The 25,026-nt window shown below is 69.3% G+C and carries 25 protein-coding genes and 2 pseudogenes; 12 read left to right on the top strand and 15 right to left on the bottom strand.

Going from position 1 to position 25,026, the window contains the following annotated elements:
* Positions 1 to 23 precede the first annotated feature (23 nt).
* Positions 24 to 2,819: a penicillin acylase family protein gene (locus tag KCH87_RS40880; protein ID WP_210592985.1), complete on the top strand. Its 2,796-nt coding sequence runs from the start codon at positions 24 to 26 to the stop codon at positions 2,817 to 2,819.
* A 92-nt stretch (positions 2,820 to 2,911) separates the two neighbouring features.
* A complete protein-coding gene (locus KCH87_RS40875) occupies positions 2,912 to 3,877 on the top strand; it encodes an alpha/beta hydrolase (RefSeq protein ID WP_210592984.1) in 966 nt (321 codons plus the stop codon).
* A 563-nt stretch (positions 3,878 to 4,440) separates the two neighbouring features.
* Here the strand turns inward: KCH87_RS40875 and KCH87_RS40870 are convergent.
* Together KCH87_RS40870 and KCH87_RS40865 are read right to left on the bottom strand one after the other, a co-directional pair.
* Positions 4,441 to 5,010, bottom strand: coding sequence for a maleylpyruvate isomerase N-terminal domain-containing protein (locus KCH87_RS40870; protein ID WP_210592983.1), 570 nt, complete (start codon positions 5,008 to 5,010; stop codon positions 4,441 to 4,443).
* Between the two features lie 148 nt (positions 5,011 to 5,158).
* Positions 5,159 to 5,261 (bottom strand): annotated as a pseudogene (locus KCH87_RS40865) (AAA family ATPase); the annotation flags it as partial.
* On the opposite strand from KCH87_RS40865, the gene KCH87_RS40860 reads away from it, so the two are divergent.
* Positions 5,260 to 5,427 (top strand): hypothetical protein, encoded by a 168-nt coding sequence (locus KCH87_RS40860; RefSeq protein WP_247197567.1) that lies wholly within the window; start codon positions 5,260 to 5,262, stop codon positions 5,425 to 5,427. The pseudogene KCH87_RS40865 and the gene KCH87_RS40860 sit on opposite strands and share 2 nt — an antisense overlap.
* A 204-nt stretch (positions 5,428 to 5,631) precedes the next feature.
* Here KCH87_RS40860 and KCH87_RS40855 read toward each other — a convergent pair whose 3' ends face one another.
* The 6 genes and pseudogenes from KCH87_RS40855 to KCH87_RS40830 form a co-directional block, all read right to left on the bottom strand.
* Positions 5,632 to 6,297, bottom strand: coding sequence for an SDR family oxidoreductase (locus KCH87_RS40855; protein ID WP_308299038.1), 666 nt, complete (start codon positions 6,295 to 6,297; stop codon positions 5,632 to 5,634).
* Positions 6,298 to 6,583: 286 nt separating this feature from the next.
* Positions 6,584 to 6,913 (bottom strand): hypothetical protein, encoded by a 330-nt coding sequence (locus tag KCH87_RS40850; RefSeq protein ID WP_210592982.1) that lies wholly within the window; start codon positions 6,911 to 6,913, stop codon positions 6,584 to 6,586.
* Positions 6,901 to 7,301 (bottom strand): annotated as a pseudogene (locus KCH87_RS40845) (aldo/keto reductase); the annotation flags it as partial. The gene KCH87_RS40850 and the pseudogene KCH87_RS40845, both read right to left, overlap by 13 nt.
* Positions 7,302 to 7,346: 45 nt before the next feature.
* Positions 7,347 to 8,237, bottom strand: coding sequence for a glycoside hydrolase family 19 protein (locus KCH87_RS40840; protein WP_210592981.1), 891 nt, complete (start codon positions 8,235 to 8,237; stop codon positions 7,347 to 7,349).
* 205 nt (positions 8,238 to 8,442) lie between these two features.
* Positions 8,443 to 9,765: an aldehyde dehydrogenase family protein gene (locus tag KCH87_RS40835; RefSeq protein WP_210592980.1), complete on the bottom strand. Its 1,323-nt coding sequence runs from the start codon at positions 9,763 to 9,765 to the stop codon at positions 8,443 to 8,445.
* A 134-nt stretch (positions 9,766 to 9,899) separates the two neighbouring features.
* Positions 9,900 to 10,337 carry a MarR family winged helix-turn-helix transcriptional regulator gene (locus tag KCH87_RS40830; RefSeq protein ID WP_210592979.1) on the bottom strand — a complete coding sequence of 146 codons (438 nt, stop codon included), beginning with the start codon at positions 10,335 to 10,337 and terminating at the stop codon, positions 9,900 to 9,902.
* 78 nt (positions 10,338 to 10,415) lie between these two features.
* Between KCH87_RS40830 and KCH87_RS40825 the strand changes: the two genes are divergently transcribed.
* The 6 genes from KCH87_RS40825 (at position 10,416) to urtE (ending at position 16,491) form a co-directional block, all read left to right on the top strand.
* A complete protein-coding gene (locus KCH87_RS40825; RefSeq protein WP_210592978.1) occupies positions 10,416 to 11,528 on the top strand; it encodes a substrate-binding domain-containing protein in 1,113 nt (370 codons plus the stop codon).
* A gap of 210 nt (positions 11,529 to 11,738) precedes the next feature.
* Positions 11,739 to 12,995, top strand: a complete 1,257-nt coding sequence (urtA, locus tag KCH87_RS40820; protein ID WP_210592977.1) for an urea ABC transporter substrate-binding protein — start codon at positions 11,739 to 11,741, stop codon at positions 12,993 to 12,995.
* 61 nt (positions 12,996 to 13,056) lie between these two features.
* Positions 13,057 to 13,953 carry an urea ABC transporter permease subunit UrtB gene (gene urtB, locus KCH87_RS40815; RefSeq protein ID WP_210592976.1) on the top strand — a complete coding sequence of 299 codons (897 nt, stop codon included), beginning with the start codon at positions 13,057 to 13,059 and terminating at the stop codon, positions 13,951 to 13,953.
* Positions 13,950 to 15,032, top strand: coding sequence for an urea ABC transporter permease subunit UrtC (gene urtC / locus KCH87_RS40810; protein WP_210592975.1), 1,083 nt, complete (start codon positions 13,950 to 13,952; stop codon positions 15,030 to 15,032). The genes urtB and urtC overlap by 4 nt, the downstream gene beginning before the upstream one ends.
* Entirely contained in the window at positions 15,029 to 15,799 is a 771-nt protein-coding gene (urtD, locus tag KCH87_RS40805; protein WP_210592974.1) for an urea ABC transporter ATP-binding protein UrtD, read from the top strand. The genes urtC and urtD overlap by 4 nt, the downstream gene beginning before the upstream one ends.
* A complete protein-coding gene (urtE, locus tag KCH87_RS40800; protein WP_210592973.1) occupies positions 15,799 to 16,491 on the top strand; it encodes an urea ABC transporter ATP-binding subunit UrtE in 693 nt (230 codons plus the stop codon). The genes urtD and urtE overlap by 1 nt, the downstream gene beginning before the upstream one ends.
* On the opposite strand, the gene KCH87_RS40795 is transcribed toward urtE, so the two are convergent.
* Both KCH87_RS40795 and KCH87_RS40790 read right to left on the bottom strand, forming a co-directional pair.
* A complete protein-coding gene (locus KCH87_RS40795; RefSeq protein WP_210592972.1) occupies positions 16,492 to 17,673 on the bottom strand; it encodes an RNA polymerase sigma factor in 1,182 nt (393 codons plus the stop codon). It abuts the gene before it with no gap.
* On the bottom strand, positions 17,673 to 18,038 hold the full coding sequence (locus tag KCH87_RS40790; protein WP_210593029.1) for a YciI family protein: 366 nt from the start codon (positions 18,036 to 18,038) through the stop codon (positions 17,673 to 17,675). The genes KCH87_RS40795 and KCH87_RS40790 overlap by 1 nt, the downstream gene beginning before the upstream one ends.
* Positions 18,039 to 18,136: 98 nt before the next feature.
* On the opposite strand from KCH87_RS40790, the gene KCH87_RS40785 reads away from it, so the two are divergent.
* Positions 18,137 to 19,183 carry an acyl-CoA dehydrogenase family protein gene (locus KCH87_RS40785; RefSeq protein ID WP_210592971.1) on the top strand — a complete coding sequence of 349 codons (1,047 nt, stop codon included), beginning with the start codon at positions 18,137 to 18,139 and terminating at the stop codon, positions 19,181 to 19,183.
* Positions 19,184 to 19,186: 3 nt separating this feature from the next.
* On the opposite strand, the gene KCH87_RS40780 is transcribed toward KCH87_RS40785, so the two are convergent.
* The 5 genes from KCH87_RS40780 to KCH87_RS50870 all read right to left on the bottom strand — a co-directional run bounded on the left by KCH87_RS40780 (position 19,187) and on the right by KCH87_RS50870 (position 23,428).
* A complete protein-coding gene (locus KCH87_RS40780) occupies positions 19,187 to 20,329 on the bottom strand; it encodes an LLM class flavin-dependent oxidoreductase (RefSeq protein WP_210592970.1) in 1,143 nt (380 codons plus the stop codon).
* 13 nt (positions 20,330 to 20,342) lie between these two features.
* Positions 20,343 to 21,527: an SfnB family sulfur acquisition oxidoreductase gene (locus KCH87_RS40775; protein WP_210592969.1), complete on the bottom strand. Its 1,185-nt coding sequence runs from the start codon at positions 21,525 to 21,527 to the stop codon at positions 20,343 to 20,345.
* A gap of 5 nt (positions 21,528 to 21,532) precedes the next feature.
* Complete coding sequence (gene ssuE / locus KCH87_RS40770) at positions 21,533 to 22,087, bottom strand: NADPH-dependent FMN reductase (protein WP_210592968.1); 555 nt, start codon at positions 22,085 to 22,087, stop codon at positions 21,533 to 21,535.
* Between the two features lie 31 nt (positions 22,088 to 22,118).
* Complete coding sequence (gene sfnG, locus KCH87_RS40765; RefSeq protein WP_210592967.1) at positions 22,119 to 23,234, bottom strand: dimethylsulfone monooxygenase SfnG; 1,116 nt, start codon at positions 23,232 to 23,234, stop codon at positions 22,119 to 22,121.
* A gap of 116 nt (positions 23,235 to 23,350) precedes the next feature.
* Complete coding sequence (locus KCH87_RS50870; protein WP_350786652.1) at positions 23,351 to 23,428, bottom strand: putative leader peptide; 78 nt, start codon at positions 23,426 to 23,428, stop codon at positions 23,351 to 23,353.
* 143 nt (positions 23,429 to 23,571) lie between these two features.
* Here KCH87_RS50870 and KCH87_RS40760 point away from each other — a divergent pair, with 143 nt between their 5' ends.
* On the top strand, positions 23,572 to 24,495 hold the full coding sequence (locus KCH87_RS40760) for a LysR family transcriptional regulator (protein WP_210592966.1): 924 nt from the start codon (positions 23,572 to 23,574) through the stop codon (positions 24,493 to 24,495).
* Positions 24,496 to 24,584: 89 nt separating this feature from the next.
* The gene (locus KCH87_RS40755) at positions 24,585 to 25,025 is read left to right on the top strand and encodes an SPW repeat protein (protein WP_210592965.1); all 441 of its coding nucleotides are present in this window, start codon (positions 24,585 to 24,587) and stop codon (positions 25,023 to 25,025) included.
* The last annotated feature ends 1 nt before the right edge of the window (position 25,026 follow it).

Genomic DNA, 25,026 nt, shown 5'->3' with positions numbered 1-25,026 from the left:
CATCCCGTCCCCGAGGAGCTGTCATGCAAAGGCGCACCGCACGCACCATCCTGGACAGGCTGAGAACTCCCCATCGATTGCCCAAGGCCCTGAAGACGGCATCCGTATGCCTTCTCGTCGCCGGTCTCCTGTCGCCCCTCACCCAAGCGTCAGCCGCCCCCACGGCAATCATGGCGGCCGCTGCCAACGACTACTGCGGCGGCCAGTGTTCCGACATCCTGCCGCCGGGCGAGAACGGCAACGCCACCCTCGCCCAGATCCTGCTCAACCAGATCGCGGGCACCCAACCCGCCCACGCCGAGGACCAGCTCGGCCCCTACGCGAACCTGGCCTCGGGCTACTCCACTCTCACCGACGCCAAGATCAACACCTTCTTCAACGACGCCTCGTTCGGAGTCGCCGCCGACCAGGTCGAGTCGACCCTGAACCCCGGCGGGCGCACCGACGTCACGATCGTCCGCGACAAGAAGACGGGCGTCCCGCACATCACCGGCACCACCCGGTACGGCACCGAATACGGCGCCGGATACGCCGCCGCGCAGGACCGGCTGTGGCTGATGGACGTCTTCCGGCACATCGGCCGCGGCCGGCTGACCCCCTTCGCGGGCGGTGACCCCACCAACCAGGCCCTGGAGCAGCAGTTCTGGCGCAGCGCGCCCTACACCGAGGCCGAGCTACAGGCCCAGATCAACAGCGTCACCACCAACAACGGCGCCCGCGGCCAGCAGGCCCTCGCCGACGTCACCGCCTACGTCGCCGGCATCAACGCCTACATAGACGCCTCCGACAGCGGCCGCTACTTCCCCGGCGAATACGTCCTGACCGGCCACAAGGACGCCGTCACCAACGCCGGAACCATCGAGCACTTCAAGCTCACCGACCTGGTCGCGCTGGCCTCCGTCATCGGCGCGCTCTTCGGCTCCGGAGGCGGCGGCGAGGTCAACAACGCCCTCTCGCTCCTCGCCGCGCAGTCCCATTACGGCGTGACCCAGGGGACCGCGGTCTGGGAGTCCTTCCGCGAGCGCAACGACCCGGAAGCCGCCCTCACCGTGCACAACGGCCAGAGCTTCCCGTACGGGACGAAGCCCGCCGTCGCGCAGGGCCAGGCACTGCCGACCGCCGGCACGGTGACCCAGGAACAGCTCGTCTACGACCGTACGGGCAGCGCGGCCACCACGACCGCCACCAGCACCTCGACCGCAGCGTCGGACACCGCTCTCTCCTCGGCCAAGCCGGGCATGTCCAACGCCCTGGTGGTGAGCGGCGATCACACGGCGAGCGGCAACCCGATCGCCGTCTTCGGTCCCCAGACCGGCTACTTCGCGCCCCAGCTCCTGATGCTCCAGGAGATCCAGGGCCCTGGCCTCAGCGCCCGCGGCGCCTCCTTCGCGGGACTGAGCTTCTACGTCCAGGTCGGGCGTGGCCAGGACTACTCCTGGAGCGCGACGACGTCCGGCCAGGACATCATCGACACGTACGCCGTCGAGCTGTGCCAGGACGACTACCACTACCTCTACCACGGCGTCTGCACGGCCATGGACAAGGTCGAGCAGACCAACTCCTGGGTGCCCACCACCGCCGACCCCACGGCCGCGGGCTCGTACCGCATGCAGGTCTACCGGACCAAATACGGCCCGGTGTCCTACCGCGCGACGGTCGCTGGCAAGAAGGTCGCGTACACCACCCTGCGCTCCTCCTACATGCACGAGACCGACTCGTTGATCGGCTTCCAGATGCTCAACGACCCGGGCTACGTCAGCAGCCCGGCGACCTTCCAGAGCGCGGTGCAGAACATCAACTACACCTTCAACTGGTTCTACGCGGACTCGACGCACACCGCGTACTACAACAGCGGCAACAATCCGGTGCGCGCCACCGGTGTCGACGCCGAGTTCCCGGTGTGGGCACAGACCGCCTACGAGTGGCAGGGCTGGAACCCGGCCACGAACACCGCCGCCTACACCCCGGCCTCCGCGCACCCCAACTCCATCGACCAGGACTACTACATCTCCTGGAACAACAAGCTGGCCAAGGACTACACCATGGCCAGCTGGGGCGACGGTTCCGTCCATCGCGGCAACCTCCTGGACGACCGCGTGAAGAAACTCGTGGCCGCGGGCGGCGTGACCAGAACCTCGCTCACGAAGGCGATGGCCGACGCCGCACTCACCGATCTACGGGCCGAGGACGTGCTCCCGGACCTGCTCAAGGTCCTGGGCACCCAGCCCGTCACGGACCCCATGGCCACGGCCGCGGTCAGCAAGCTGTCCGCCTGGGTGACGGCGGGGTCGAAACGCACGGAGACCTCGGCCGGCTCGAAGACCTACGCCAACGCCGACGCGATCCGCATCCTGGACGCCTGGTGGCCGCTGCTGGTAAAGGCCGAGTTCGAACCGCGCCTCGGTACCAGCCTCTACAACGCCATCGCCACCAACCTCCCCGTCGACGAGTCACCGTCGGCCGCACACGGACCGACCGGCTCGCACGCCGGAAGCGCCTTCCAGTACGGATGGTGGAGCTACGTCGACAAGGACATCCGGGCGGTGCTCGGTGAGACCGTGCAGGGCCCTCTGGCGCAGAAGTACTGCGGCGGCGGCACCCTCACCGGCTGCCGCGACACCCTGATCAGCACCCTCAAGACCGCTGCCGGCAAGACCGCGGCCCAGGTCTATCCCGGCGACGAGCTGTGCGCGGCGGGCAACCAGTGGTGTGCCGACTCGATCGTCCAGACGATGCTCGGCGGCATCAAGCACTACAACATCAGCTGGCAGAACAGGCCGACCTACCAGCAGGTGGTGGAGTACACCTCGCACAGGTGACGACGCGGTACCTACGACTGTTGGCCAACGGGCGTTTCCCGTCCGCTCGTTGGCCAACGGGCTGGAGCGAGTCAGCGACAAAGGAGTCCGACATGACGTACGCGTTCGACCCCGAGCTGGTCCCCTGGATCGAGATGCTTCCGCAGACCCCTTTGACGGACATCGAACTGGTCCGGCAGTCGGAAAGCGACCTGATCGCGGATGTTCCGGTCTACGAGCCGCCGATACCGCTCGACGTGCGCGACCTCGAAGTCCCCGGTCCGCAGAGCGACCCGCAGGTGCCCGTCCGGGTGTACAAGCCCGCTGACGCCGACGGCACGCTGCCCGGACTGCTGTACCTCCACGGCGGCGGGTTCGTGCTCGGCAGCGTCGCGATGTTCGACTCCCACGCCGCCCGGATCGCGGCCGAAGTGGGCGCGGTGGTGGTGTCGGTGGAATACCGGTTGGCCCCCGAGCATCCGTTCCCGGCCGGCTTCGAAGACTGCTACGCCGCACTGCTGTGGACAGCGGCCCACGCCGCCGAGCTGGGGATCGATCCGGAGCGGCTGGGTGTGGGCGGGGAAAGCGCCGGCGGGGGATTGGCGGCGGCCATCGCTTTGGTGGCACGTGACCGTGGCGGCCCGGCGCTCTGCTTCCAACTGCTGGGCATCCCAGAACTCGACGACCGCCTGGACACCGTGTCGATGCGGGCCTTCACGGACACACCGTTGTGGAATCGACCCGACGCCGAACTGAGCTGGGACTACTACCTGGGCGTTGGTGTGCGCGGCACCGAGGGCGTTTCGCCATACGCTGCCCCTGCCCGCGCCGAGGACCTGTCCGGCCTGCCGCGCGCCTACGTGACCACTTGCGAGTTCGATCCCCTGCGTGACGAAGGCCTGACCTACGCCCAGCGGCTGCTCCAGGCCGGCGTTCCCACCGAACTGCACCACTATCCGGGCACGTTCCACGGCTCGGCCCTGATCGAGGACGCCGCCGTGACCCAGCGCATGATCGCCGACCAGCTCGGCGCGCTGCGCCGCGGACTGCGCGCCGCGCTCCCGGCCTCGAAAGCGTGACGGACAGGCGAGGCAGTATTCGCCGCCGGTGACGCGGCTCCAGATGATGGCAGACAGAGCCTCGTGGATGCTCCTCGGAGAGGACCGAGGTGGTGGGAAGGGCGAGACACCGGTCATCGCGAAGTGTCGCCAGTGCTGCCGGTAATCGATGTGGTTGGAGGGCGGCGGCGACGCCGGATGCTCGGCTGGCGGCCGCCGCACCGGTACGACACCGTGTTCTTCGCGTTCTTTCTCTCCCACGTCCCGCCGTCCCGGCTCGGCGACTTCTGGAGCACCGTCGCGGCCGCGCTCGCACCGAACGGCAAGGTCGTATTCATCGACGAAGGTCCCGCTGCGGCCGCCCGTGAGGAAGTGGCCGCGGACGTGCGCCGGCTCGACGACGGCAGCCGGTACCGCATCGTGAAGGTCCTCCATGAACCGGGGGAACTCGCCGGCGAACTCGCCGCGTTGGGATGGTCGGCCGACATCCGGCCGCAGGAGGAGTTCATCATCGGCATCGCAGAACCACGTTCCGTGCCCGTCACCCAGTGCTGTGACCGGGAACGTTCGCCGGGTCAGCTCGATCAGCCTGATCGTGCTGCTTCCCACCTCCATGAGGTTTGGCGAGGGAGACCGTCGAGTTCTCCGCGGCCGGTGCACCAGAGGAGTACCTGGGTGGGGTCTCCGGGCGGGGCGGCGGGGAAGAGCCGGTTGAGTACTGCTGCGCTCAGCGGTGCTGGTGGCAGCCAGTCCACGGACAGTCCCTGCGTGATGTCGTAGGTGTGCAGCAGAGTTTCGGCGACGCCCATCGCCGCGAACCCTTCGGGGTCGCACGGGCCCCAGTGCCAGGCCCTCAGGGCCGGGTTGGCTGTGACCAGGGCGCTGCTGAGCAGTCCGCCGCAGGCGGTGACGGCCTGGAGTACATCGGCCGGCGAAGCAGTGGGGCGAACGTTCAGGTCGATGGGAAGGTAGGCGTCAGCGGGCTGTGCTGCCAGCTGCCCTGCGTAGGCCAGCAGGTCGTGGCCGATGTGGGCCGCGGTTTGCCAGCACGTCCATTCGAGCGGCCCCGCCGACACCGTCCAGTCCTTGGCGGTATGGGGGCCAAGCACCCGCAGCATCTCTGCCACGGCGGCGCCGACGTCCTGATGGTCCATGCAGAGCTCCTCGCGGTCTGTGTTGTCGGAACCGACGTCACCGCCCATCCAACCGCCCCAACCATCAACCCTGCGAACGTTCTCGGTCACAGCACTAGCGTGCTCAGCCAGCTCGCTTTGGTGTTGTCGTGATCGTCCACTTTGTTCAGCGGACTCGGTAACCGGCCATGGCGGCCGCCGGTGCCCAGCCCGATCAGCAGGCGCGACTTGCCGGTGCCCGAGTCCCCGATCAGACACAGGGGGTGCTCCTTGGCAACGCACCAACTGGGGCCGCTCGAAGCCGTGATCGCGGGACTGACCCTGCACTGGAGCTCCGGCGGCACCGAGGGCGCCGTGACACGCGTGAAAAAGATCAAGAGGCAGCTCTACGGTCGAGCCGGATTCGAACTACTCCGCAAGATGATCCTGCTCCAGTGACGCTCTGGAGCTACTCCTCAAGATCTGCGCCAAAGCCTCGATCTCGTGAACAAAGCCAGTTGTCTTGCTCCGTGTCTTGCGAGACGAGGGCGGAGTCGGGCGCTTTGGTGCGGTGATGCAGAGGAGCAGCTGCGGCCGGAACTGCGGTGAGTGCAGTGAACGGCATCGCCGACGGACCTGGCCGTTCGATCCGGGCGTGAGTGCTCAGCTGGCCGGGCCGCCGACAAGGACCGACCAGCCGCCGTCGACCCGCAGGGTCGTGCCGGTGGCCGCGCGAAGTGCGGGGTCGGCGGCCAGTGCCACCGCGGCGGCGACGTCTTCGGCCTCAAGCACCCGGCCCAGCACGGACTCGCGGGCGAGGACGGCGCCGCGCTCGCCGGTCAGGACTTCGTCGGTGGCCGGCGTCCGGACTGCCCCGGGGGCGACGACGAGCACGCTGACGCCGTCGCGCGCGCTCTCCGCAGCGACGTGGCGGGCGAAGGTGGCCAGCGCGGATTTCGCTGTGCCATGCGCGAGCCTGCCTTCGCCGACGTAGTCCGCAGCGGTGCTGCCGATGTAGATGATCCGGCCCGCGCCCTGCGCCCGCATCGGCGCGAGGACGCGCTTGGTGATATGGAAGGCACCGGCAAGCTCGCCGGTGACCTTGGCCGCGAAGGCGGCCCACGACAGATCGTCCAGCGCAGCGAACGGCGGCGGAGCGGTATTGGCGTTGACGACGACTGTGTCGATCCGCCCGTGGGTGGCGAGGATCCCGGTCACCAGCTCATCGACGGCGGGAGGGTCGGTGACGTCGGCCCTGGCGCTCGACGCTCCCGGGCTCCTGGAGTGCGCGCTCACCGCCAGGTGAGCACCGCACCACGTGGTGAGCACCTTCCGCCGCACCCGCGGCGAGGCCGATGTCGACCAGCGATGACCGGCGCAGGCCAGCGACGGCGGGGATGCCCTGCTGGTAGTTACGGAACTCCTCCAGGACCAGAGTCAGGTTCCGGTCGCTCTCGTGCTTGTTGACCTCGGCCAGCAACTCGGCCTGAGCCCGCCGGGCGGGACGCGTACCCTTCCGTGGTGGCCACTGCGAGGTGCTTGAGGTGCAGTTCGGAGGCCAGCACGCCGCCCGGACGGTGGGCCATTTCCAGGGCCAATGTGCCACGCAGCCGCCTCAGATTGACCTGTCCATCGGGGATGGGGCGAGTCCGAGGCGGCGGCCTGCCGGGGAGTTGACCCAGTTGCGGAACCACTTGTAGCGGACGGAGAAGGCGAACCGTCCGAAGAGCAGAGCGCCTTCTTGCCGGTCGTCATGGAGATCTTCGGCGAGTTCGGCGGCGCGATAGACGAGCTCGATGACAACCCATTCGTCGTCGGTGCCGCCCAGCGGCTGCCCGTTGACGACTTTGCTGGCGAGCCGGTAGCGGGTGAGTTCGGGAGAGGCTCTTCGAGGCGTCGGCAGCCGATACGAAGCCGTTGAAGCCGTTACGGATTCTGCACGCACACCCCCGGCGCGATGGCCTGTGCCTCGGCGAGGTGCCGGGGTTCCACGACGGAGATGCCGAGGTGCCGGACCAGGCCCGCTTCGCGGAGTTCGGCGAGCGCGCCGAAGTGCTCGGCGATCGAGTCCTGCCGCATGCGGCGCCGGTATACGACGTCGAGGTGGTCGCGGCCGAGCCGGCGCAGGTTCTCCTCGACGTGGCCGCGCAACTGGTCGGGCCGGGCCGAGGTGCCCCAACCGCCTTGTGCAGCACGGCGATCGATCGTCCGCGCTCGCTCGGGGTGCCGAGGTGGAAGGCTGCACTGCCCGTCAGCCGCATCGCACCGAAGCCGATGCGGCTGACGGGCAGGTCACCGAGGTTCCAGGTGCCCGCGGCCTGCGCGATGATCATGCCCTAGGTCATCGGCGGAGTCTCGTACAGGCCTCGCGGCCGGCGTCAGCAGTAGAGGTTGCCGCCGGGCGAGACGCCGAGGATCGAGGTGAAGCTGTTGTAGTTGTTCACGCGGCTCTGGACCTGCGCCGGGTTCTTGCCGTCGCACTCCAGGGAGCCGTTGATGGAGCGGATGGTCTGGCCGAAGCCGGCCTGGTTGACCATGGCGTTGTGCGGGGTCATGGTGCCGGGGCCGGACTGGGTGTTCCAGTACCAGAGGCCGGTCTTCCAGGCCACGGCGGAGTCGTTCTGCACCAGCCAGGGGTTGTTCAGCAGGTCGATGCCGAGCGCGTCGCCCGCCGCCTTGTAGTTGAAGTTCCAGGACAGCTGGATCGGGCCCCGCCCGTAGTAGGCGGCCTGGCCCGCCGGGCAGCCGTAGGGCTGGCTCCAGTCGCAGTAGTGCGGGTAGTTGGCCTGGTTCTGCTCGACGATGTGGACGAGCCCGCCGGTCTCGTGGCTGACGTTGGCGAGGAAGGCCGCGGCCTCCTGCTTCTTCACCGTGTCGCTGCCGGTGTTGGCGAAGCCCGGGTAGGCGCTCAGCGCGGCGGTCAGACCGCTGTACGTGTAGAACGAATTCCGGTTCGGGAACATCTGGTTGAACTGCGCCTCGCTCACCACGAAGGTGGCGGAGGGCGTGTCGGAGCCGCCGTCGCAGGCGTAGGGCTCCCAGTACCAGGTGCTGATGATGGGATCGTAGCCCGGGTTGGCGTGCTCGGCGATGTACGCCTTGCCGTCGGTGTAGCGGACGATGTCCCCGGCGTTGTACGACCGTCCGGCCGCCCAGCTCGGATAGCTCGAGCACGCGGCGGCGGACGCCTCGGCGGCCGGGAGGAGCACCGGCACGCTGCCGGCGAGGGCGAGAACGGTCAGTACGGCTGAGATGCGGCGCCTCGACACAGGATCAACTCCTTTGCGAAGCACGGCCGACCCCGACAAGGCAGGGCTGAGCAGAGCCTTGTGCGCACGCGCCGGCGGAGCCGGCCACGGCGTTGGGGGCGGCCGTGGTGGGGGGTGTGGAGCCACACTCAACCGCATTGGTCTGTACCAGTCAAGGGTGTAGACCAGTCAACTCCGGGACCGCACTGGAGCCGTACCGCAACGGTCAGCTCAGCGGCTTCGCCAGGATCGCCTTGCGGTGGCTGAACGTCTCGATGGAGTAGCGGCCGTGGTAGTTGCCCATGCCGCTCTCCCCCACGCCACCGAACGGCAGGTCGGAGACGGTGAGATGGGCGAGCGGCAGGCCGTACCCGAGACCGCCGGAGGACGTCTCGGCGGCGATCCGCCCGCGCGCCTCGTCGGACTCGGAGAAGACGTACAGCGCAAGGGGCTTGTCACGGTCGTTGATGAACTCGATCGCCTCATCGAGACCCGGCACGGTGACGATCGGCAGGATCGGGCCGAAGATCTCTTCCTGCATGACCGGCGAGCCGGGGTCGACGTCGGCGAGGACGGTAGGCGCGATGTACTTCGCCGTACGGTCGCCGCCGCCGCCCACGACCACCCGGCCGGAGCCGAGCAGGCCGGCGAGCCGGTCGTAGTGCCGTTCGTTGACGATGCGGCCGTACTCTCCGGAGGCGGAGGGGTCGGTGCCGAACAGCTTCTCGACGGCCCGGGTGAGGGCGGGTTCGAGGGCGGCGGCGGTCTCCGGGTCGGTGAGGACGTAGTCGGGGGCCACGCAGGTCTGCCCGGCGTTGAGGAACTTGCCACGGGCCAGCCGGTCGGCGACGACGTCGAGATCGGCGTCGCGGTCGACGAACGCCGGGGACTTGCCGCCGAGTTCGAGGGCGACGGGGGTGAGGTGCTCGGCGGCTGCTCGCATGACGATGCGGCCGACGGTGCCGTTGCCGGTGTAGAAGATGTGGTCGAAGCGCTCGGCGAGCAGGGCCGTGGTCTCGGGGATGCCGCCCTCGACGACGGCGACGGCCTCGGTGTCCAGGTACGCGGGCAGCAGGCGGGCCAGCGCGGCGGAGGTGGCGGGTGCCATCTCGCTGGGCTTGGCGACGACCGCGTTGCCCGCGGCCAGGGCACCGACCACGGGCGCGAGCAGGAGCTGGGCCGGGTAGTTCCACGGGGCGATGACGAGGACGACGCCCAGGGGGTCGTACTGCGTCCAGGCCGTGGCGTCGGCGCCGAGGTGCGCCGGGACGGGCGCCGACTCGGGGCGCAGCCACTCGTCCAGGTGGTCGAGGGTGTGGTCGATCTCGCGGACGGTGAAGCCGATCTCCGTCCGGTGGGCCTCCGCGCTGCTCTTGCCCAGGTCGGCGTGGAGGGCGGCGGCCAGGTCGGGTCCGTTCTCCGTGAGCATCTCGCGCAGTCGGCGCAGCTGTGCGGTGCGCCATTCGACGGGCTTGGTGCGGCCGGTGCGGAAGGTGGCGCGCAGTCGCGCCACGATGTCGGCGGGCTGCTCGGAGGTGGGGTGGTTCACGGTGCCTCGCTGGTTGTGCGCGGGCCTGGCGGCGCGCGGATGCGGTCTGGGAACGACTAGCTCGATGTATATACCAACCATCGGTGCGACCCGCGCATTCCGCGCTCACGAAACTACGTTGCGCGAGGATCCCGTCACACGCGGGCGGACGCGTCGAGCGTCGCAGCCAGCCGCTCCAGCAGTCCGCGCAGCAGTTCGTCGTCCCCGTCGCTGAGGGCCGGCCAGTCGGTGCGAACCGCCCGGTCTATGCGACGCCAGTACTCCTGGCCGCGAGGAGTGAGGTGGGCGAGGATGCGACGGCGGTCGAGCGGGTCGACCCGCCGATGGACGAGGTTCTGGTCGACGAGCTGGTCGACGAGCTTGGTCAGCGTCGGCGGCGGCAGAAAGGCGGCCTCGGCGATCGCCGTCATGTGATGCCCCTGGCCGTCGGCGAGCAGCCCGAGCACCCGCCAGGCGTCCAGTGAGCAGCCCTCCTCGTCCAGGACGGCCTGCAGTCGCCGCGCGACCAGCCGCTCGGCCCGCGTCAGGAGCTTCATCAGGTCGCGGGGCTGACGTGCAGCAGAGGTAGGCATCCTGCTCCTAGGTCACGGGGTGCGTACATCGTATGAGACGGACTGGAGTTCACCAGGGCTACCCGGAATCATGACGTCATGTTCCGGCACGATCCCCCCGCATCCGACTGGTTCACGGCCGACGACTCCGTGCTCGGCGTGGCCCTGGTCTTTCCTTTGCAGGGGCCGGCCGGGATGTTCGGTCCGACCTGCGAGCTGTGCGCGCAGCTGGCCGCGGAGGAGGTCAACCGGGCGGGCGGGGTCCTCGGCAGGGAGCTCAAGCTGCTGCCCGTCGACGGCGGCGCCTCGCCGCGCGAGATCGCCGACCACGTCGAGGCGCTGGTGGACCTGGGCGTCGTGCAGGGCGTCACGGGCTGGCACATCTCCTCGGTGCGGCAGGCGCTGGCGCCGAGGATCGCCCATCGCGTTCCGTACGTCTACACCGCACTCTACGAGGGCGGCGAGCACACCTCCGGTGTCTTCCTGACGAGCGAGACACCGCACGACCAACTGCGGCCCGCGATGGGCCTGCTGGCGCACGAGCGGCGGGTGCGGCGCTGGTTCGTCGTCGGCAACGACTATGTGTGGCCCAGGCGTACCGCCCGGGCGGCGCATGCGTATGCGCGGGACTGCGGCGGGAGCATCGACGGGGAGGTCTATCTCCCGCTCGGCACCCACGACTTCGAGCCGGTGCTGCGGCGCATCGAGCGGTCGGACGCGGACGCCGTGCTGATGCTGCTGGTCGGCAGCGACGCGGTGCGCTTCAACCGGGCGTTCGCGGCCTACGGTCTCGACGCCCGCTGTCTGCGGCTGAGCACGCTGATGGACGAGAACATGCTGATGGCGAGCGGCCCTTCGGCCACCGTCGACCTCTACAGCACCGCCGGGTTCTTCGCTTCGCTGGCCAACCAGGACACGCTCGACTTCCACGGTCAGTACGCGGGCCGGTACGGCGTCGAGGCGCCCGCGCTCGGCAGTCTCGGCGAATCCTGTTACGAGGGCGTGCTGTTGCTCGCCGCGCTGCTCAAGCAGGCCGGGACGCTGGACGTGTCCGCGATCGGGGCGGCCGCCGACACCGTCTCGTACGAGGGTCCGCGCGGGTTGCTGCACCTGCGCGGCAGCCATGTGCGGCAGCGGATCTACCTGGCACGCGCCGACGGGCTCGTCTTCGACGTGCTCACGGAGCTCGATCTTCACGGTTCCCGCCCTTGACATGTCCGCACCGCGCCAAGATACTTCCCACAGAAAGTAATTAGAATGCCTCGGGCGAATTGTGAATTCGGTTTCTGAATGCCGTTCACATCCCCTCGGGGCGTTTTTTGTTGCCTCGGGGAAAGTCCCGCGAAACATCTTGGAAACAGGGTGACTTGAGGCTGTGGACCGCTTCGGGAGGTTGCTCCCGCCATCCCCGAGGGGGTTCTTTTGTCCACGGTTTCACTTGCTCTCCGACGCCGTTTCCTGGCCGGCGGCGCCGCACTCGCGGCCGTCGTCGCGCTGTCCGCGTGCGGTGCGAAGACCGACGCGACCGGCTCATCCGACAAGGCCGCGAAGGCCGATGTCAGCGGTGACACGGTCAAGGTCGGTCTGCTCAACTCGCTCTCCGGCACCATGGCGATCAGCGAGGTGACCGTACGCGACTCGCTGAAGCTGGCGATCGACGAGATCAACGCCTCCGGCGGCGTACTCGGCAAGAAGATCCGGCCGATCAGCGAGGACGGCGCCTCCGACTGGCCCACCTTCGCCGAGAAGGCGCAGAAGCTGATCAAGGAGGACCGGGTCGCCGCCACCTTCGGCTGCTGGACCTCCGCCAGCCGCAAGGCGGTCAAGCCGGTCTTCGAGCAGAACAAGTCCCTGCTGTTCTACCCCGTGCAGTACGAGGGCCTCGAGGAGTCCCCGTACATCTTCTACACGGGCGCGACCACCAACCAGCAGATCGTGCCGGCGCTCGACTACCTCAAGAGCAAGGGCCTGAAGAAGATCTACCTGGTCGGCAGCGACTACGTCTTCCCGCGCACCGCCAACAAGGAGATCGCGGCGTACGCGAAGGCGAACGGCATGACGATCCTCGGCGAGGACTACGCGCCGCTGGGCTCCACGGAGTTCAGCACGATCGCCAACAAGGTGAAGGCGTCGAAGGCGGACGCCGTCTTCAACACGCTCAACGGCGACTCGAACGTGGCCTTCTTCAAGGAGTACAAGTCGGCAGGTCTGACCGCGAAGTCCATGCCGGTCGTCTCGGTGTCGATCGCCGAGGAGGAGGTCAAGTCGATCGGCTCCCAGTACCTGGCGGGCCAGCTGACGGCCTGGAACTACTACCAGACCACTGCCGGCGCGGCCAACACCAAGTTCGTGAAGGCGTACAAGGCCAAGTACGGCGCGGACAAGCCGACCAGTGACCCGATGGAGGCCGCGTACACCTCGGTCTACCTGTGGAAGGCGATGGTCGAGAAGGCGAAGTCCTTCGACCCGGAGAAGGTCAAGGCGGCCTCCGACGGCATCACCTTCGACGCACCCGAGGGCAAGGTCACCGTGGACGGCGCAAGCCAGCACATCTACAAGACCGCCCGCATCGGCGAGATCGGCACCGACGGCCTGATCAAGGAGGTGTGGAACTCCGGCAAGCCCATCAAGCCGGACCCGTACCTCAAGGGCTACTCCTGGGCCTCCGGCCTGTCCTGACCGACCGTCACCGTCCGTGGGCCCTCCGGGGCCCACGGCCGCCGTCTCCCGGAGCCGCCGTATGACCGTGATCCTCGGTCAGACCTTCACCGGCATCAGCATCGGTGCCGTCCTGCTGCTCATCGCGCTCGGCCTTTCGCTCACCTTCGGCCAGATGAACGTCATCAACATGGCCCACGGCGAGTTCATCATGGCGGGCGCCTACACGACGTATGTCCTGCAGAAGTCCATTTCCGGTACGGGAATTTCACTGCTGGTCGCGCTGCCCGTGGCCTTTCTTGTCTCGGGTGCGCTCGGCGCGCTGCTGGAATGGCTGTTGATACGTCGCCTGTATCTGCGGCCACTCGACACGCTTCTCGTCACCTGGGGAGTCTCGCTGATGCTTCAGCAACTCGCCCGTGACATTTTCGGCGCGCCTAATGTGCAGACCCGTGCGCCGGACTGGCTGACCGGCAACATCACGGTCCTCGGCGGCGACGATCCGCTGACCTTCGCCAACAGCCGCCTGTTCATTCTGGGGTTGGCGATCGCGGCGGTGATCGCGCTGTCGCTGACGCTCCGGCTGACACCGCTGGGCCGGCGGATCAGGGCCGTGGTGCAGAACCGGGACCTCGCGGAGGTCTCCGGCATCTCCACGTCCCGGGTCGACCGCACCGCCTTCTTCATCGGCTCCGGGCTCGCGGGCGTCGCCGGGGTCGCACTCACCCTGGTCGGTCCGATCGGGCCGACGATGGGCACCAACATCATCATCGACGCCTTCCTGGTGATCGTCGTCGGCGGCATCGGCCAGCTCAAGGGCAGCGTGATCGTCGCCTTCGTGCTGGGCGTGCTCCAGTCGGTGCTGGAGTACTCCACCACCGTGAGCGTCGCCAAGGTGCTGGTCCTCGTGGCCATCGTCGCGTTCCTCCAGTGGCGGCCCCAGGGGCTGTACACGCTGCGTACGAGGAGTCTCGTATGACCGTTCTCAACGGACGCGCCCGGACGTGGGCCGGCTTCGCGGGAGCCGCCGCCCTCCTCTTCGCCATCGCCCCGCTCGCCCTGTCCGACTTCCGCCTCGGTCTGCTCGCCAAGTACCTGTGCACGGCGATGGTCGCCGTCGGCATCTGCCTGGCCTGGGGCCGCGGCGGCCTGCTCACGCTCGGCCAGGGTGTCTTCTTCGGGCTCGGCGGCTACGCCATGGCGATGCATCTGAAGATCGCCGACGCGGGGCCGGGCAACCTGCCCGACTTCATGGCGCTGTACGGCACCGCCACCGAACTCCCCTGGTGGTGGAAGCCGTTCGCCAACCCGGCGTTCGCGCTCGCCGCGACCGTACTGCTGCCGATGGCCGTCGCGGCGATCCTCGGTCTGTTCATCTTCCGGCGCCGGGTGAAGGGCGCGTACTTCGCCATCCTCAGCCAGGCCCTCGCCGCCGCCTTCGCGATCTGGCTGATCGGCCAGCAGGCGACGACGGGCGGCACCAACGGACTCACTGACATCCAGGGCTTCTTCGGCTACGACCTCAACGACCCCGTCAACCAGCGGATGGTGTACTTCATCATCGCCGCGTCCCTGCTGGCCCTGATCGCGCTCGCCCGCCAGCTGATCCACAGCCGGTACGGCGAACTCCTGGTCGCCGTACGGGACTCGGAGGAACGGGTGCGCTTCCTCGGGTACAACCCGGCGAACGTGAAGCTCGTCGCGTACGTCGTGGCAGCCGGCATGGCGGGCCTCGCGGGCGCGTTGTTCGTACCGGCCGTCGGCATCATCTCGCCCGCGATGATCGGCATCGTGCCGTCCATCGAGTTCGTGATCGGCGCCGCAGTGGGCGGCCGGGCCAGTCTGGTCGGCGCGGTGCTCGGTGCGATCGGCGTGGCCTGGGCCAAGACGGTGCTGTCGGAGGAGTTCCCGGCGGGCTGGACCTACTTCCAGGGCCTGCTGTTCATCGTGGCGCTGGCGTTCCTGCCGGGTGGGCTCGCCTCGCTGACCGGGATGGTACGGCGGCGGCGCAAGGCTGTTCAGCAGAAGCCCGCCCTTCCCGTGGGAGAAGCAGCATGAGCGAGTTGTCAGGACTCGAGATACGTCAACTGCGGGTGTCCTTCGACGGGTTCACCGCGGTGGACGGCGTGGACCTGGACGTTCAGCCCGGTGATCTGCGGTTCCTCATCGGGCCGAACGGCGCCGGCAAGACGACCCTCGTCGACGCCGTCACCGGTCTGGTGAAAGCGGAGGGCTCGGTGCTCTTCGGCGGTGAGGAACTGCTCGGCCGGAGTGTGCACAGGATCGCCCGATCGGGCATCGGCCGTACGTTCCAGACGGCCACCGTCTTCGAGGAGTTGACGGTGCTTCAGAACCTGGACATCGCGGCGGGCGCAGGCCGCGGCATGTGGACCATGCTGCGCCGCCGCAAGGACGTGCCGGAGTCCGTCGCGCGGGCGCTGGAGACGGTCGGGCTCACCGATCTCGCGGACTCCCCCGCCGGGACGCTCGCGCACGGGCAGAAGCAGTGGCTGGAGATCGGCATGCTGCTCGTGCAGGACGTACGGCTGCTGCTGCTCGACGAGCCGGTCGCCGGGATGAGCCACGACGAACGGCAGGCCACCGGTGAGCTGTTGGAGCGGATCAGCGAGGAGCGGACCGTCGTCGTCATCGAGCACGACATGGACTTCATGCGCTCCTTCGCGCGCAGCGTGAGCGTGCTGCACGCCGGCCGAGTGCTCAGCGAGGGCACGGTGGCCAAGGTGCAGGCCGATCCGAAGGTGCAGGAGGTGTACCTCGGGCACTCGGCCATCGAGGACGCCGCCGCCGTCGTACAGGAGGCGTGATGCTTGAGATCGACGACGTCCGCGTCGGCTACCACCGCAGCACCGTCCTGCACGGCGTCTCCGTGGCCGTCCCGAAGGACGGTGTGGCCGCCGTGCTCGGGCACAACGGCGCCGGCAAGAGCACTCTGCTCCGCGCGGCGGTCGGACTGCTGACCCCGGGCAGCGGCACGGTCCGGCTCGACGGCGAGGACATCACGCGCCGCAAGCCGCACGAGCGGGTCGCGCGCGGGATGGCGTACGTCCCGCAGGGCCAGCAGGCGTTCCCGCACTTGACGACCGCGGAGAACCTCCAGTTGGTCGCGGACGGCCGGAAGCGCGGGAGGGCGGCGGTCGCCGAGGCGCTGGACCTGTTCCCGGCGCTGCGCACCCTCTCGAACCGTCGCGCGGGCCTGTTGTCCGGCGGCCAGCGGCAGCAACTCGCCATCGCCCGCGCCCTGGTGACGGAGCCCAGGATGCTGCTCCTCGACGAGCCCACCGAGGGCATCCAGCCGTCGGTGGTGGCCGAGATCGAGGAGACGATCCTCGCGCTGGCCGCTCGGGGCGGGCTGTCGGTGCTGCTGGTGGAGCAGCACGTCGGCTTCGCGATGCGGGCGGCCCAGCGGTACTACGTCCTGGAAGCGGGTCGGGTCACGTCGTCCGGCGAGGGCGGCAAGGATGCGGAGCTGTCCGTGCGGGAGGCGCTGAGCGTGTGATCACAGGGCCTGCCGAACGCGTTCGAGATAGGCGCGTTCGGCCGGGTTCTCACTCAGTGCGATCGCCGCCTCGTACTCCTCGGCTGCCTCGACGGTCCGATCCAGACGGCGCAAGAAGTCGGCTCGTACGGCGTGAAAGACGTGGTACCGGTCCAGGTCAAGGGCGTCGACCAGGGTGAGCGCCACACCCGGTCCGCTCACCTCCGCCACCGCGACCGCCCGGTTGAGGGCCACGACCGGGCTTGGGGCCAGTGTCATCAGCTGGTCGTAGAGCTGGAGGATCTGACTCCAGTCCGTGGCGTCGGCAGTGGGTGCGTCGCTGTGCACGGCCTGGATCGCGGCCTGGGTCTGGTAGGGCCCGGGCTGGTTCCGGCGCAGGCAGCGGCGGACCAGTGCCTGGCCCTCCGTGATCAGGTCGCGGTCCCAGCGGCTGCGGTCCTGCTCGGGCAGCGGCACGAGAGAGCCGCTGTCGTCCTGCCGGGCGGCCCGGCGGGACTCGACGAGCAGCATCAGCGCCAGCAACCCGGTCGCCTCGGGCTCGTCGGGCATCAGCTCGGTGAGCAGTCGGCCCAGGCGTACGGCTTCGGCGCACAGCTCGGGTGAACCCTCGTACCCCTCGTTGAAGATCAGGTAGACGACGGCCAGGACCCCGTTCAGCCGGTCGGGGAGGTCGGCGTCGCGGGGCACGCGGTACGGGATGCCGGCGTCCCGGATCTTGGCCTTGGCGCGGACTAGGCGCTGGGCCATGGTCGGCTCGGGGACGAGGAAGGCGCGGGCGATCCGGTCGGTGGTGAGTCCGCCGAGCAGCCGGAGGGTGAGGGCGACCTGTGCCTGGAGCGCGAGCGCCGGGTGGCAGCAGGTGAAGACGAGGCGGAGCCGGTCGTCGCGCACGGGTCCCTCCTCGGCCGGTGTGTCGGGGGCGTGCAGCAGGGCGGCCTCGGCGTGGCGGGCGTCCCTGGATGACTCGCGGCGCAGCCGGTCGATCGCGCGGTTGCGGGCGGTGGTGATGATCCACCCGGCCGGGCTGGGCGGGATGCCGGTCTCCGGCCAGCGCTGTACGGCCGTGGTGAACGCGTCCTGGACCGCTTCCTCGGCGAGGTCGATGTCGCCGAGGAAGCGGACGAGGACGGAGACGGCACGGCCGTACTCCGCGCGGAAGACAGCCTCGACGTCAGGAGCCATCAGCCCTCTTCGTCTTCGTCGTGCAGGAACTGGAAGGGCCGGACCTCGATCGGCAGCGTGGTCGCCAGTGCCGCCTTGCGCCCCCACTCCAGGGCCACGTCCAGGTCGGGCGCCTTGATCAGGCAGATGCCGCCGAGCATCTCCTTGCCCTCGGCGTACGGCCCGTCGGTGACCAGGACGTCTCCGTCGCGGGGCCGCAGCACGGTGGACGACTCCGGGCCGTGCAGTCCGCCGGCGAACACCCAGGCACCCGCCTGTCGCAGCTCCTGGTGGAAGGCATCGAGGTTCTTGCCGATCTCGGCGAGGATCTCCGGGGCGGGCGGCTCCCCGACCGGCTGCATCACGTTGAGCAGGTAGTACTTCATGACGGCCTCCCAGGCGTCGTTGGGTTCTCTCACCTCCTACACGAACGGAAGAGCCCCGGATCGACACCTCGCTCCATGACACCGGAAGAATCTTGTCCATGACCACCGCATCACACCCGCTCGTCGTCCGTGCCCGACAGCTCGCCGCCGAGACCCTCGCACCCCAGGCGGCGCAGGTCGACCTGGAGGGCGTGCCCGTGAGCCATGTCGAGGCGGTCAAGCGGTCCGGGTTGCTCGGGGTGAGCGCGCCCGAGGAGTACGGCGGCTCGGCCGCACCCGCCGCGGTGGCCCGGGAGATCGCGGAGATCCTGGCCGGGGCGTGCTGCTCGACGTGGTTCGTGCAGACCCAGCACTACACGCCGGTGAAGCTCCTCACCGACTCCCGACTGCCCGTCCGGGAACGGCTGTTGCGCCCCTTGGCGACCGGGGAGCTCCTGGCCGGGATCGCCTACGCGCACGTCCGCGCCTTCCCGCGGATCCCCGTGCGGACCGTCGCCGAGCGCGGCGGCTGGCGCTTCGACGGCACGGTGCCCTGGTACACCGGCTGGGGGCTGAACGACGTGATGCTGCTCGCGGGAGTCACGGACGCGGGCGAGGTGGTGTTCGCGTTCACCGAGGCACGTGAGCAGGCGGGCCTGCGCCCGTCGGAGCCGATGCGGCTCGCGGCCCTGACCGCCGCCCGTACGGTGTCGTTGCGGCTGGCCGGGCTGTGGCTGCCCGACGAGTCGGTGGTGCTGCGCACGCCGCACGAGCAGTTCGCGCAGGTCGACCTGGCTCGCGCCGCGAACACCAACCCGGCCGTCTTCGGCGTCGCGTACGCGGCACTCGCCCTGCTGGACGGCGATGCAGAGGCAAAGGAAACGGCGTCCGCCCTGCGCACCCGCCTCGACGAGCTGCGCACCGAGGCGTACACCCTCGCCGACCACCCCGTGCCGCACGAACGCGTCGCGGAACGTCTGGCCCTCAAAACACGGGCGTACGACCTGATGCGCGCGGCGACGACCGCGGCCATCGTCGCCGGAGGCGGACGCACCATGGACCTGCGCAGCCCGGCGCAACGGCTGGCGCGCGAGGGCCTGTTCCTGCTGGTACAGGGCCAGACGGCCGGGGTACGCCGGGCACACCTCGACCGCCTGTCGGGCTGAGGCTCAGCTCGCGAACGGCACCTGCGCCGAGGAGGTCGTCTGTTCCCCGGACGGGTGCCGCCACAGGCCGCGTGTGGCGAGGCGGGGCAGGACGCCCTCGCCGAACCAGTACGCCTCCTCCAGGTGCGGATAGCCGGAGAGGACGAACTCGTCGATGCCGAGGGCGTGGTACTCCTCGATCCGCTCGGCGACCTCGTCGTGGCTGCCGACCAGGGCGGTGCCCGCGCCGCCGCGCACCAGACCGATGCCGGCCCAGAGGTTGGGGTGGATCTCCAGGCCGTCCCGGCCGCCGCCGTGCAGGGCCAGCATCCGCTGCTGCCCCTCGGACTCGCTGCGGCCCAGCCCTGCCTGGACGGACCGCACGGTCTCCGGGTCGAAGCCCTCGAGGAGCCGGTTCGCCTCCGCCCAGGCCTGTGCGGAGGTGTCCCGGGTGATGACGTGCAGCCGGATGCCGAAACGGAGGGTCCGGCCCTGTTCGGCGGCCAACCCCCTGATCCAGGCGATCTTCTCGGCGACCTGGGCGGGCGGCTCGCCCCAGGTGAGGTACACGTCGACGTGGCGGGCGGCGACCTGGCCGGCGATGGGCGAGGAGCCGCCGAAATACACCTCGGGCACGGGGTCCGGCACGCGGGCCAGCCTGGCGTCCTCGACCTGGAGGAACTCGCCGTTCAGGTCGACGGTCTTGCCGTCCCACAACTCCCGTACGATCTGGAGGAATTCACCGGTACGGCGATAACGGGCGTCCTTGTCGAGGAAGTCGCCGTAGGCCCGCTGCTCGTGGCTCTCGCCGCCGGTGACGACATTGAGGAGCAGCCGTCCGCCGGACTGCCGCTGGAAGGTGGACGCCATCTGCGCGGCGAGCGTGGGTGAGACGAAGCCTGGCCGGAAGGCCACCAGGAACTTCAGGCGCTCGGTGTTCTGGCTGACCATCGCGGTGGTCAGCCATGCGTCCTCGCACCAGGCGCCGGTCGGCGTGAGCGCGCCGACGAAGCCCAGGTCCTCGGCGGCGCGGGCGATCTGGCTGAGATAGCCGACGGTCGGCGGCCGGTCCCGTCCGGAGGCGGTGGCCGGGGTGCCGTGGCCGCCGCCGACGACATGGCGGCTGTCGCCGTTGGTGGGCAGGAACCAGTGGAAGGTGAGGGTCACCGGGGATCTCCGATCAGAGCAGGCCGTGCCGGGGCGGCTTCGTGCCGTTAAGGACGTACCGGCCGAGGTGCTGGATCTTCCAGCGGGCGGGGTCGTGCAGGGTGTGGGTGCGGGCGTCACGCCAATACCGGTGGAGGTTCAGGGAGTTCAGGGCGGACCGGGTTCCGGCGACCTCGAAGAGGGCACCGGCGACCTCCACGGCCGTGGTCCCCGCATGGGCCTTCGCGGCGGCCACCGCGAGGGACGCCTCGGCCGCCGAGTCGTCGGTGAGGTCCGCGCGAGCGGCATCCACCCGCAGGGCGGCTTCACGCAGCAACGCCTCCGATGCCCTTACTTGGAGAGCGAGTTCCCCGAACCGCTGAATCAGCAGCGGATCCTCCACGGCGGTCTCGGCCCCGCTCTCGAACCAGGGGCGGCTCTTGGTGCGGACGAACTCGGCGGCCTCGTCGAGCGCACCCCCGGCGATGCCCGTATCGATCGCCGCGTGCAGCAACTGGGCGACGGCGCCGTGGAGTTGCGGCCCCCGGAAGGTGAGGTGGTGCGGCAGCACCCGGTCGGCCGGGACGGGGACGCCGTCCAGGCGGACGGTCCCGCTGGCCGTCGTGCGCTGGCCCATGCCGTCCCAGTCGTCCACCACGGTCAGGCCGGAGGCGTCACTCGGCACATAGGCGACATGGAGGTTGTCGTCCTCGGCCCGGGCCAGCACGGGGATCCAGTCGGCGAGGAGTGCGCCGGTGGAGTAGTGCTTGACGCCGGTGAGGACGTACGAGCCGTCCGGCTGCACGTCCAGGCGGGTCCGGATGTCCTGGACGTGCTTGGTGCCCGCCTCCGACTGGGCGTTGCCGAAGCGGCGCCCGGCGAGCAGTTCGCCGTAGAAGAACTTCTGCTGTTCCTCCGTGCCCTGACGGCGGATCACATTGACGTAGACGAAGTGGCTCTGCGGGATCTGGGCGAGGCTGGCGTCGGCTGCGGCGAGCAGCCGGAAGATCTCCGCGAGAGTCTCCTGGCGGACGTCGGCGCCCCCGTGCTCGGCGGGGACGGTGACGGCGAGCACCCCGGAGGCGGAGAGCCGGTCCAACTCCTCCCGCGGGAGCCTGCGTTGGGCATCCCGTTCGGATGCACCGGCACGGAACTCGTCCGCCAGGGCAGCCGCGACGGAGAGGGCCTCGCCGTCGTCGGCGATCACATGGGCGGGCATCCCGCTCAACTCGCCGCGGCCAGCAGCGGGGTCCGGCCCAGGACCGCCGAGAACTGGTCGACCACCTGGGCGAGAGCCTCGGTCGCGGCGGGCGCGACGGCGAGGGACCCGTCGTCGTGCACGGTGATGTCCTTGTCCAACGTGAACCAGCCCTGCACTATGTGGCCCGCGCCCATGGAGCTGAGCACCGGGCGGAGCGCGTAGTCGATGGCCAGCACATGGGCGGTGGTGCCGCCGGTCGCGAGCGGCAGCACGGTCTTGCCCGCCAGGGCGTACTGCGGGAGCAGGTCGAGCAGCGCCTTGAGGATTCCGGAGTACGACGCCTTGTAGACCGGCGTGCCGACGACCACGCCGTCCGCGCGGGCGAACAGCTCGGTGGCCTCGACGATCGCGGGGTGCCGGAAGTCCGCGCCGAGCAGGGCGTCGGCGGGGAGAGTGCGGACGTCGAGCGGGATGACGTCGTGGCCCTGCGCTGTGAGCCGGTCGTCGAGGTGGCGCAGCAGGCGTTTGGTGCGGGAGGAGGCGGAGGGGCTGCCGGAGACGGACAGGACGGTGGCCATGGGTCCTCTTTCGAAAAGCGGCGGGGTGGAGTCAGGCGTGAGCGGGGACGGACTCGGCATCCGGCAGTTGGGCTTCCAGCTCGCGGACGAGGGGCAGCACGCGCCGGCCGAAGTACTCGACCTCCTCGTGGTAATGCAGGAAGCCGAGGAGGAGGAGATCGACGCCGAGCCGCTTGTAGGCGACGATCCGCTCGGCGATCTGCTCCGGGGTGCCGATCAGCCCCGTACGGAAGCCGTCGTTGTACTGGACCAGGTCCTCGAAGCCCGAGTCCTGCCACATGCCCTTGCCGTCGGCGGTGGACTTCCCCGCCTGCTTCACGGCCGCCCCGAAGCCCTCGACGGCCTCGGTGTCGGCCTTCGCGACGATCTCCCGCAGGGTCTCGCGGGCCTCGGCCTCGGTGTCACGGGCGATGAGGAACCCGTTGAGGCCGAACTTCGGCGCCGTACGGCCGACTTCGGCGGCGGCGTGCCGTACGTCCGCGAGCTGCTCGACGACCCCGTCGAAGTCCTTGCCGTTGGAGAAGTACCAGTCGGAGACCCGCCCGGCCATCCGGCGGGCGGCCGTGGAGTTGCCGCCCTGGAAGATCTCCGGGTTCGGGCGCTCGGGAGTGTTGAGGGGTTTCGGCTTCAGGGAGAAGTCCCGCAACCGGTAGAAGTCTCCGGCGAGTTGGGTGTGGTCCTCGGTCCAGATCTGCCGCAGGGCGCGGATGAACTCCTCGGAGCGCCGGTAGCGTTCGTCGTGCTCCAGCCAGGGCTCGCCGAGTGCGGTGAACTCGCCCTTGAACCAGCCGCTGACGACGTTCACCGCGAAGCGGCCGTGGGACAAGTGGTCGGCGGTGGCGCCGAGTTTGGCGAGGACGCCCGGGTGCCACAGGCCCGGGTGGACGGCGGCGATGACCTTCAGGCGCTGGGTGGCGAGCAGCAGGGCCAGGCTGAAACTGGTCGACTCGTGCTGGAACTCGGCGCCGTAGCTGGCCATGTAGCGGACCTGGCTGAGCGCGTAGTCGAAGCCGTTGTTCTCGGCGAGGACGGCGAGTTCGCGGTTGTAGTCGTAGCCCCAGTCGGTGCGCTGCTCGATGGTGCTGGTGACCAGTCCCCCGCTGACGTTGGGGACCCAATAGGCGAATTTCACAGGTGCTGCGGACATGCGGAACTCCTGTTGCGGAATGGTGCGAGGTTTTCGGGTACGCCAAAGCAGCACTCGGCCCCGGAAGGAGCGGAGTTGTGCGAGGCGGGAAAACTGCGGCGGATCGGCGAAGAGGATCAGGCCGCGGCGCAACAGGAGGCGCTGGAAACCCGTGCGAGGTCGACATGGCGTCGCCGCGTGAGGTCCAGTCGCATCATCATGCCTTCGATCGTGGCAGCCGCTCGTCGAGGCCGTCAAGGTAAACCCGACCGGTCTCGTATCGCGGACCATTGAATTTCACGAACGTGTGACAGGGAAACCCTTGAACGCGTCGGGAAATCGCCCGCATTCTGCTGCCGTGCGGACAGAACAGCTGGAATACATCACCGCGGTCACCCGACTCGGTTCGCTGCGCCGGGCGGCGGAGGAACTGCGCCTCTCCCAGCCCGCGTTGAGCGAGACCGTGCGGAATCTGGAACGCGAGCTGGGCGTGGATCTCCTGGAGCGCAAGCGGTCCGGGGCGACGATGAGCGCGGAGGGCCGGGAGCTGCTGCCGCACATCGTCAATGTGCTGGACGCGGTGGACCGGTTGCGGGCCGCGGCGGGCGAGCAGCACCGCATCAGCCGCATGGTGCGCGTGGGCACGGTCAACGCGGCGACGGTGCCGCTGCTGATCCCGGCGGTGCGCGAGTTCCGCGCCGCGCATCCGCTCACCCAGGTCGAGGTGGTCGGCGCCCAGCAGAGCGACATCCACCGGGCCCTGCTGGAGGGCGGTTTCGACCTGGGCCTGGTCAACCATCTGGAGGGCGACGACACGCCCGCCGAACTGGAGAGCACCGAGCTGCTCAGCGGCCGTCCCGTGGTGTGTCTACGGCCGGACAGTCCCCTCGCGGCACGCACCGCCGTGTCGGTGGCGGACCTGCTCGACGTGCCGTTGATCGTCATGCGCTCCGGTTACGTCATGCACCGCTACCTCCACCGGCTGCTGGAGGGCCGGGTGCCGTCGTTCTCGTACTCCACGGACGGCGCCGAGATGGGCAAGCTGATGGTCGCCGAGGGGCTCGGCGTGACAGTGCTGCCGGACTTCAGCGTGCTCGACGATCCCCTTCAGCGGTGCGGGGCGATCGTTCACCGCCCGCTCACCGGGGACGCGACCCGGGTCCTGCTCATGCTCCAGCGGCGCCGGGCCGAGCCCGTGCCCCAAGGGGTGCGCGATCTCCACGACGCCTTCGTGGCCCGCGCCCGGGCGATGGGCGACCGCAGCTCAGGCCACTACACATAAAGAAGAAATAAGAGCAGAATGGATGTATGCGGCGCTTACCGCAAACCGCACCAGACGCGGTCAGGCCTGCTAGTCGAAGGAGACGAGTTATGGCCAACGTCTCGCCCACCAGAGGCGACATAACCAGCCACCCCGATGCATCCGAAATGCGGGATCGCTACGCCCGCATGCTCGGCGGTCGCGATGTGACGCTCTTGGACGGACCGGTGTTCCTGCTCGGTCTGTACTGCGCTGTATCCCCGTGGATACTCCACTACACGACCAGCCAGCCCGACCTCGTGCCCCACAACCTGGTCATCGGGATCGCCATAGGGCTGCTGGCTCTCGGATTCACCCGCGCTCCGGAACGCATGTACGGCCTGAGCTGGGCCTTCTGCGGGCTGGGCGTATGGATGATCGTCTCGCCGTGGATCGTCGGCGACAGCCCTGACGCCGGAGTGGTGCTCAACAACATCATCATCGGCGCCCTTGCTGTGATCCTGGGGCTGATGTGCGCCGGTACGGCGGCGAGGAGCGCCCCCAAACCGTAGA

It is taken from the genome of Streptomyces sp. GESEQ-35 (genome assembly GCF_017948485.1).
Classification (GTDB): Bacteria; Actinomycetota; Actinomycetes; order Streptomycetales; family Streptomycetaceae; genus Streptomyces.
The sequence above is the reverse complement of the archived record's forward strand: the minus strand, read 5'-3'. Positions and strand labels throughout refer to the sequence as shown.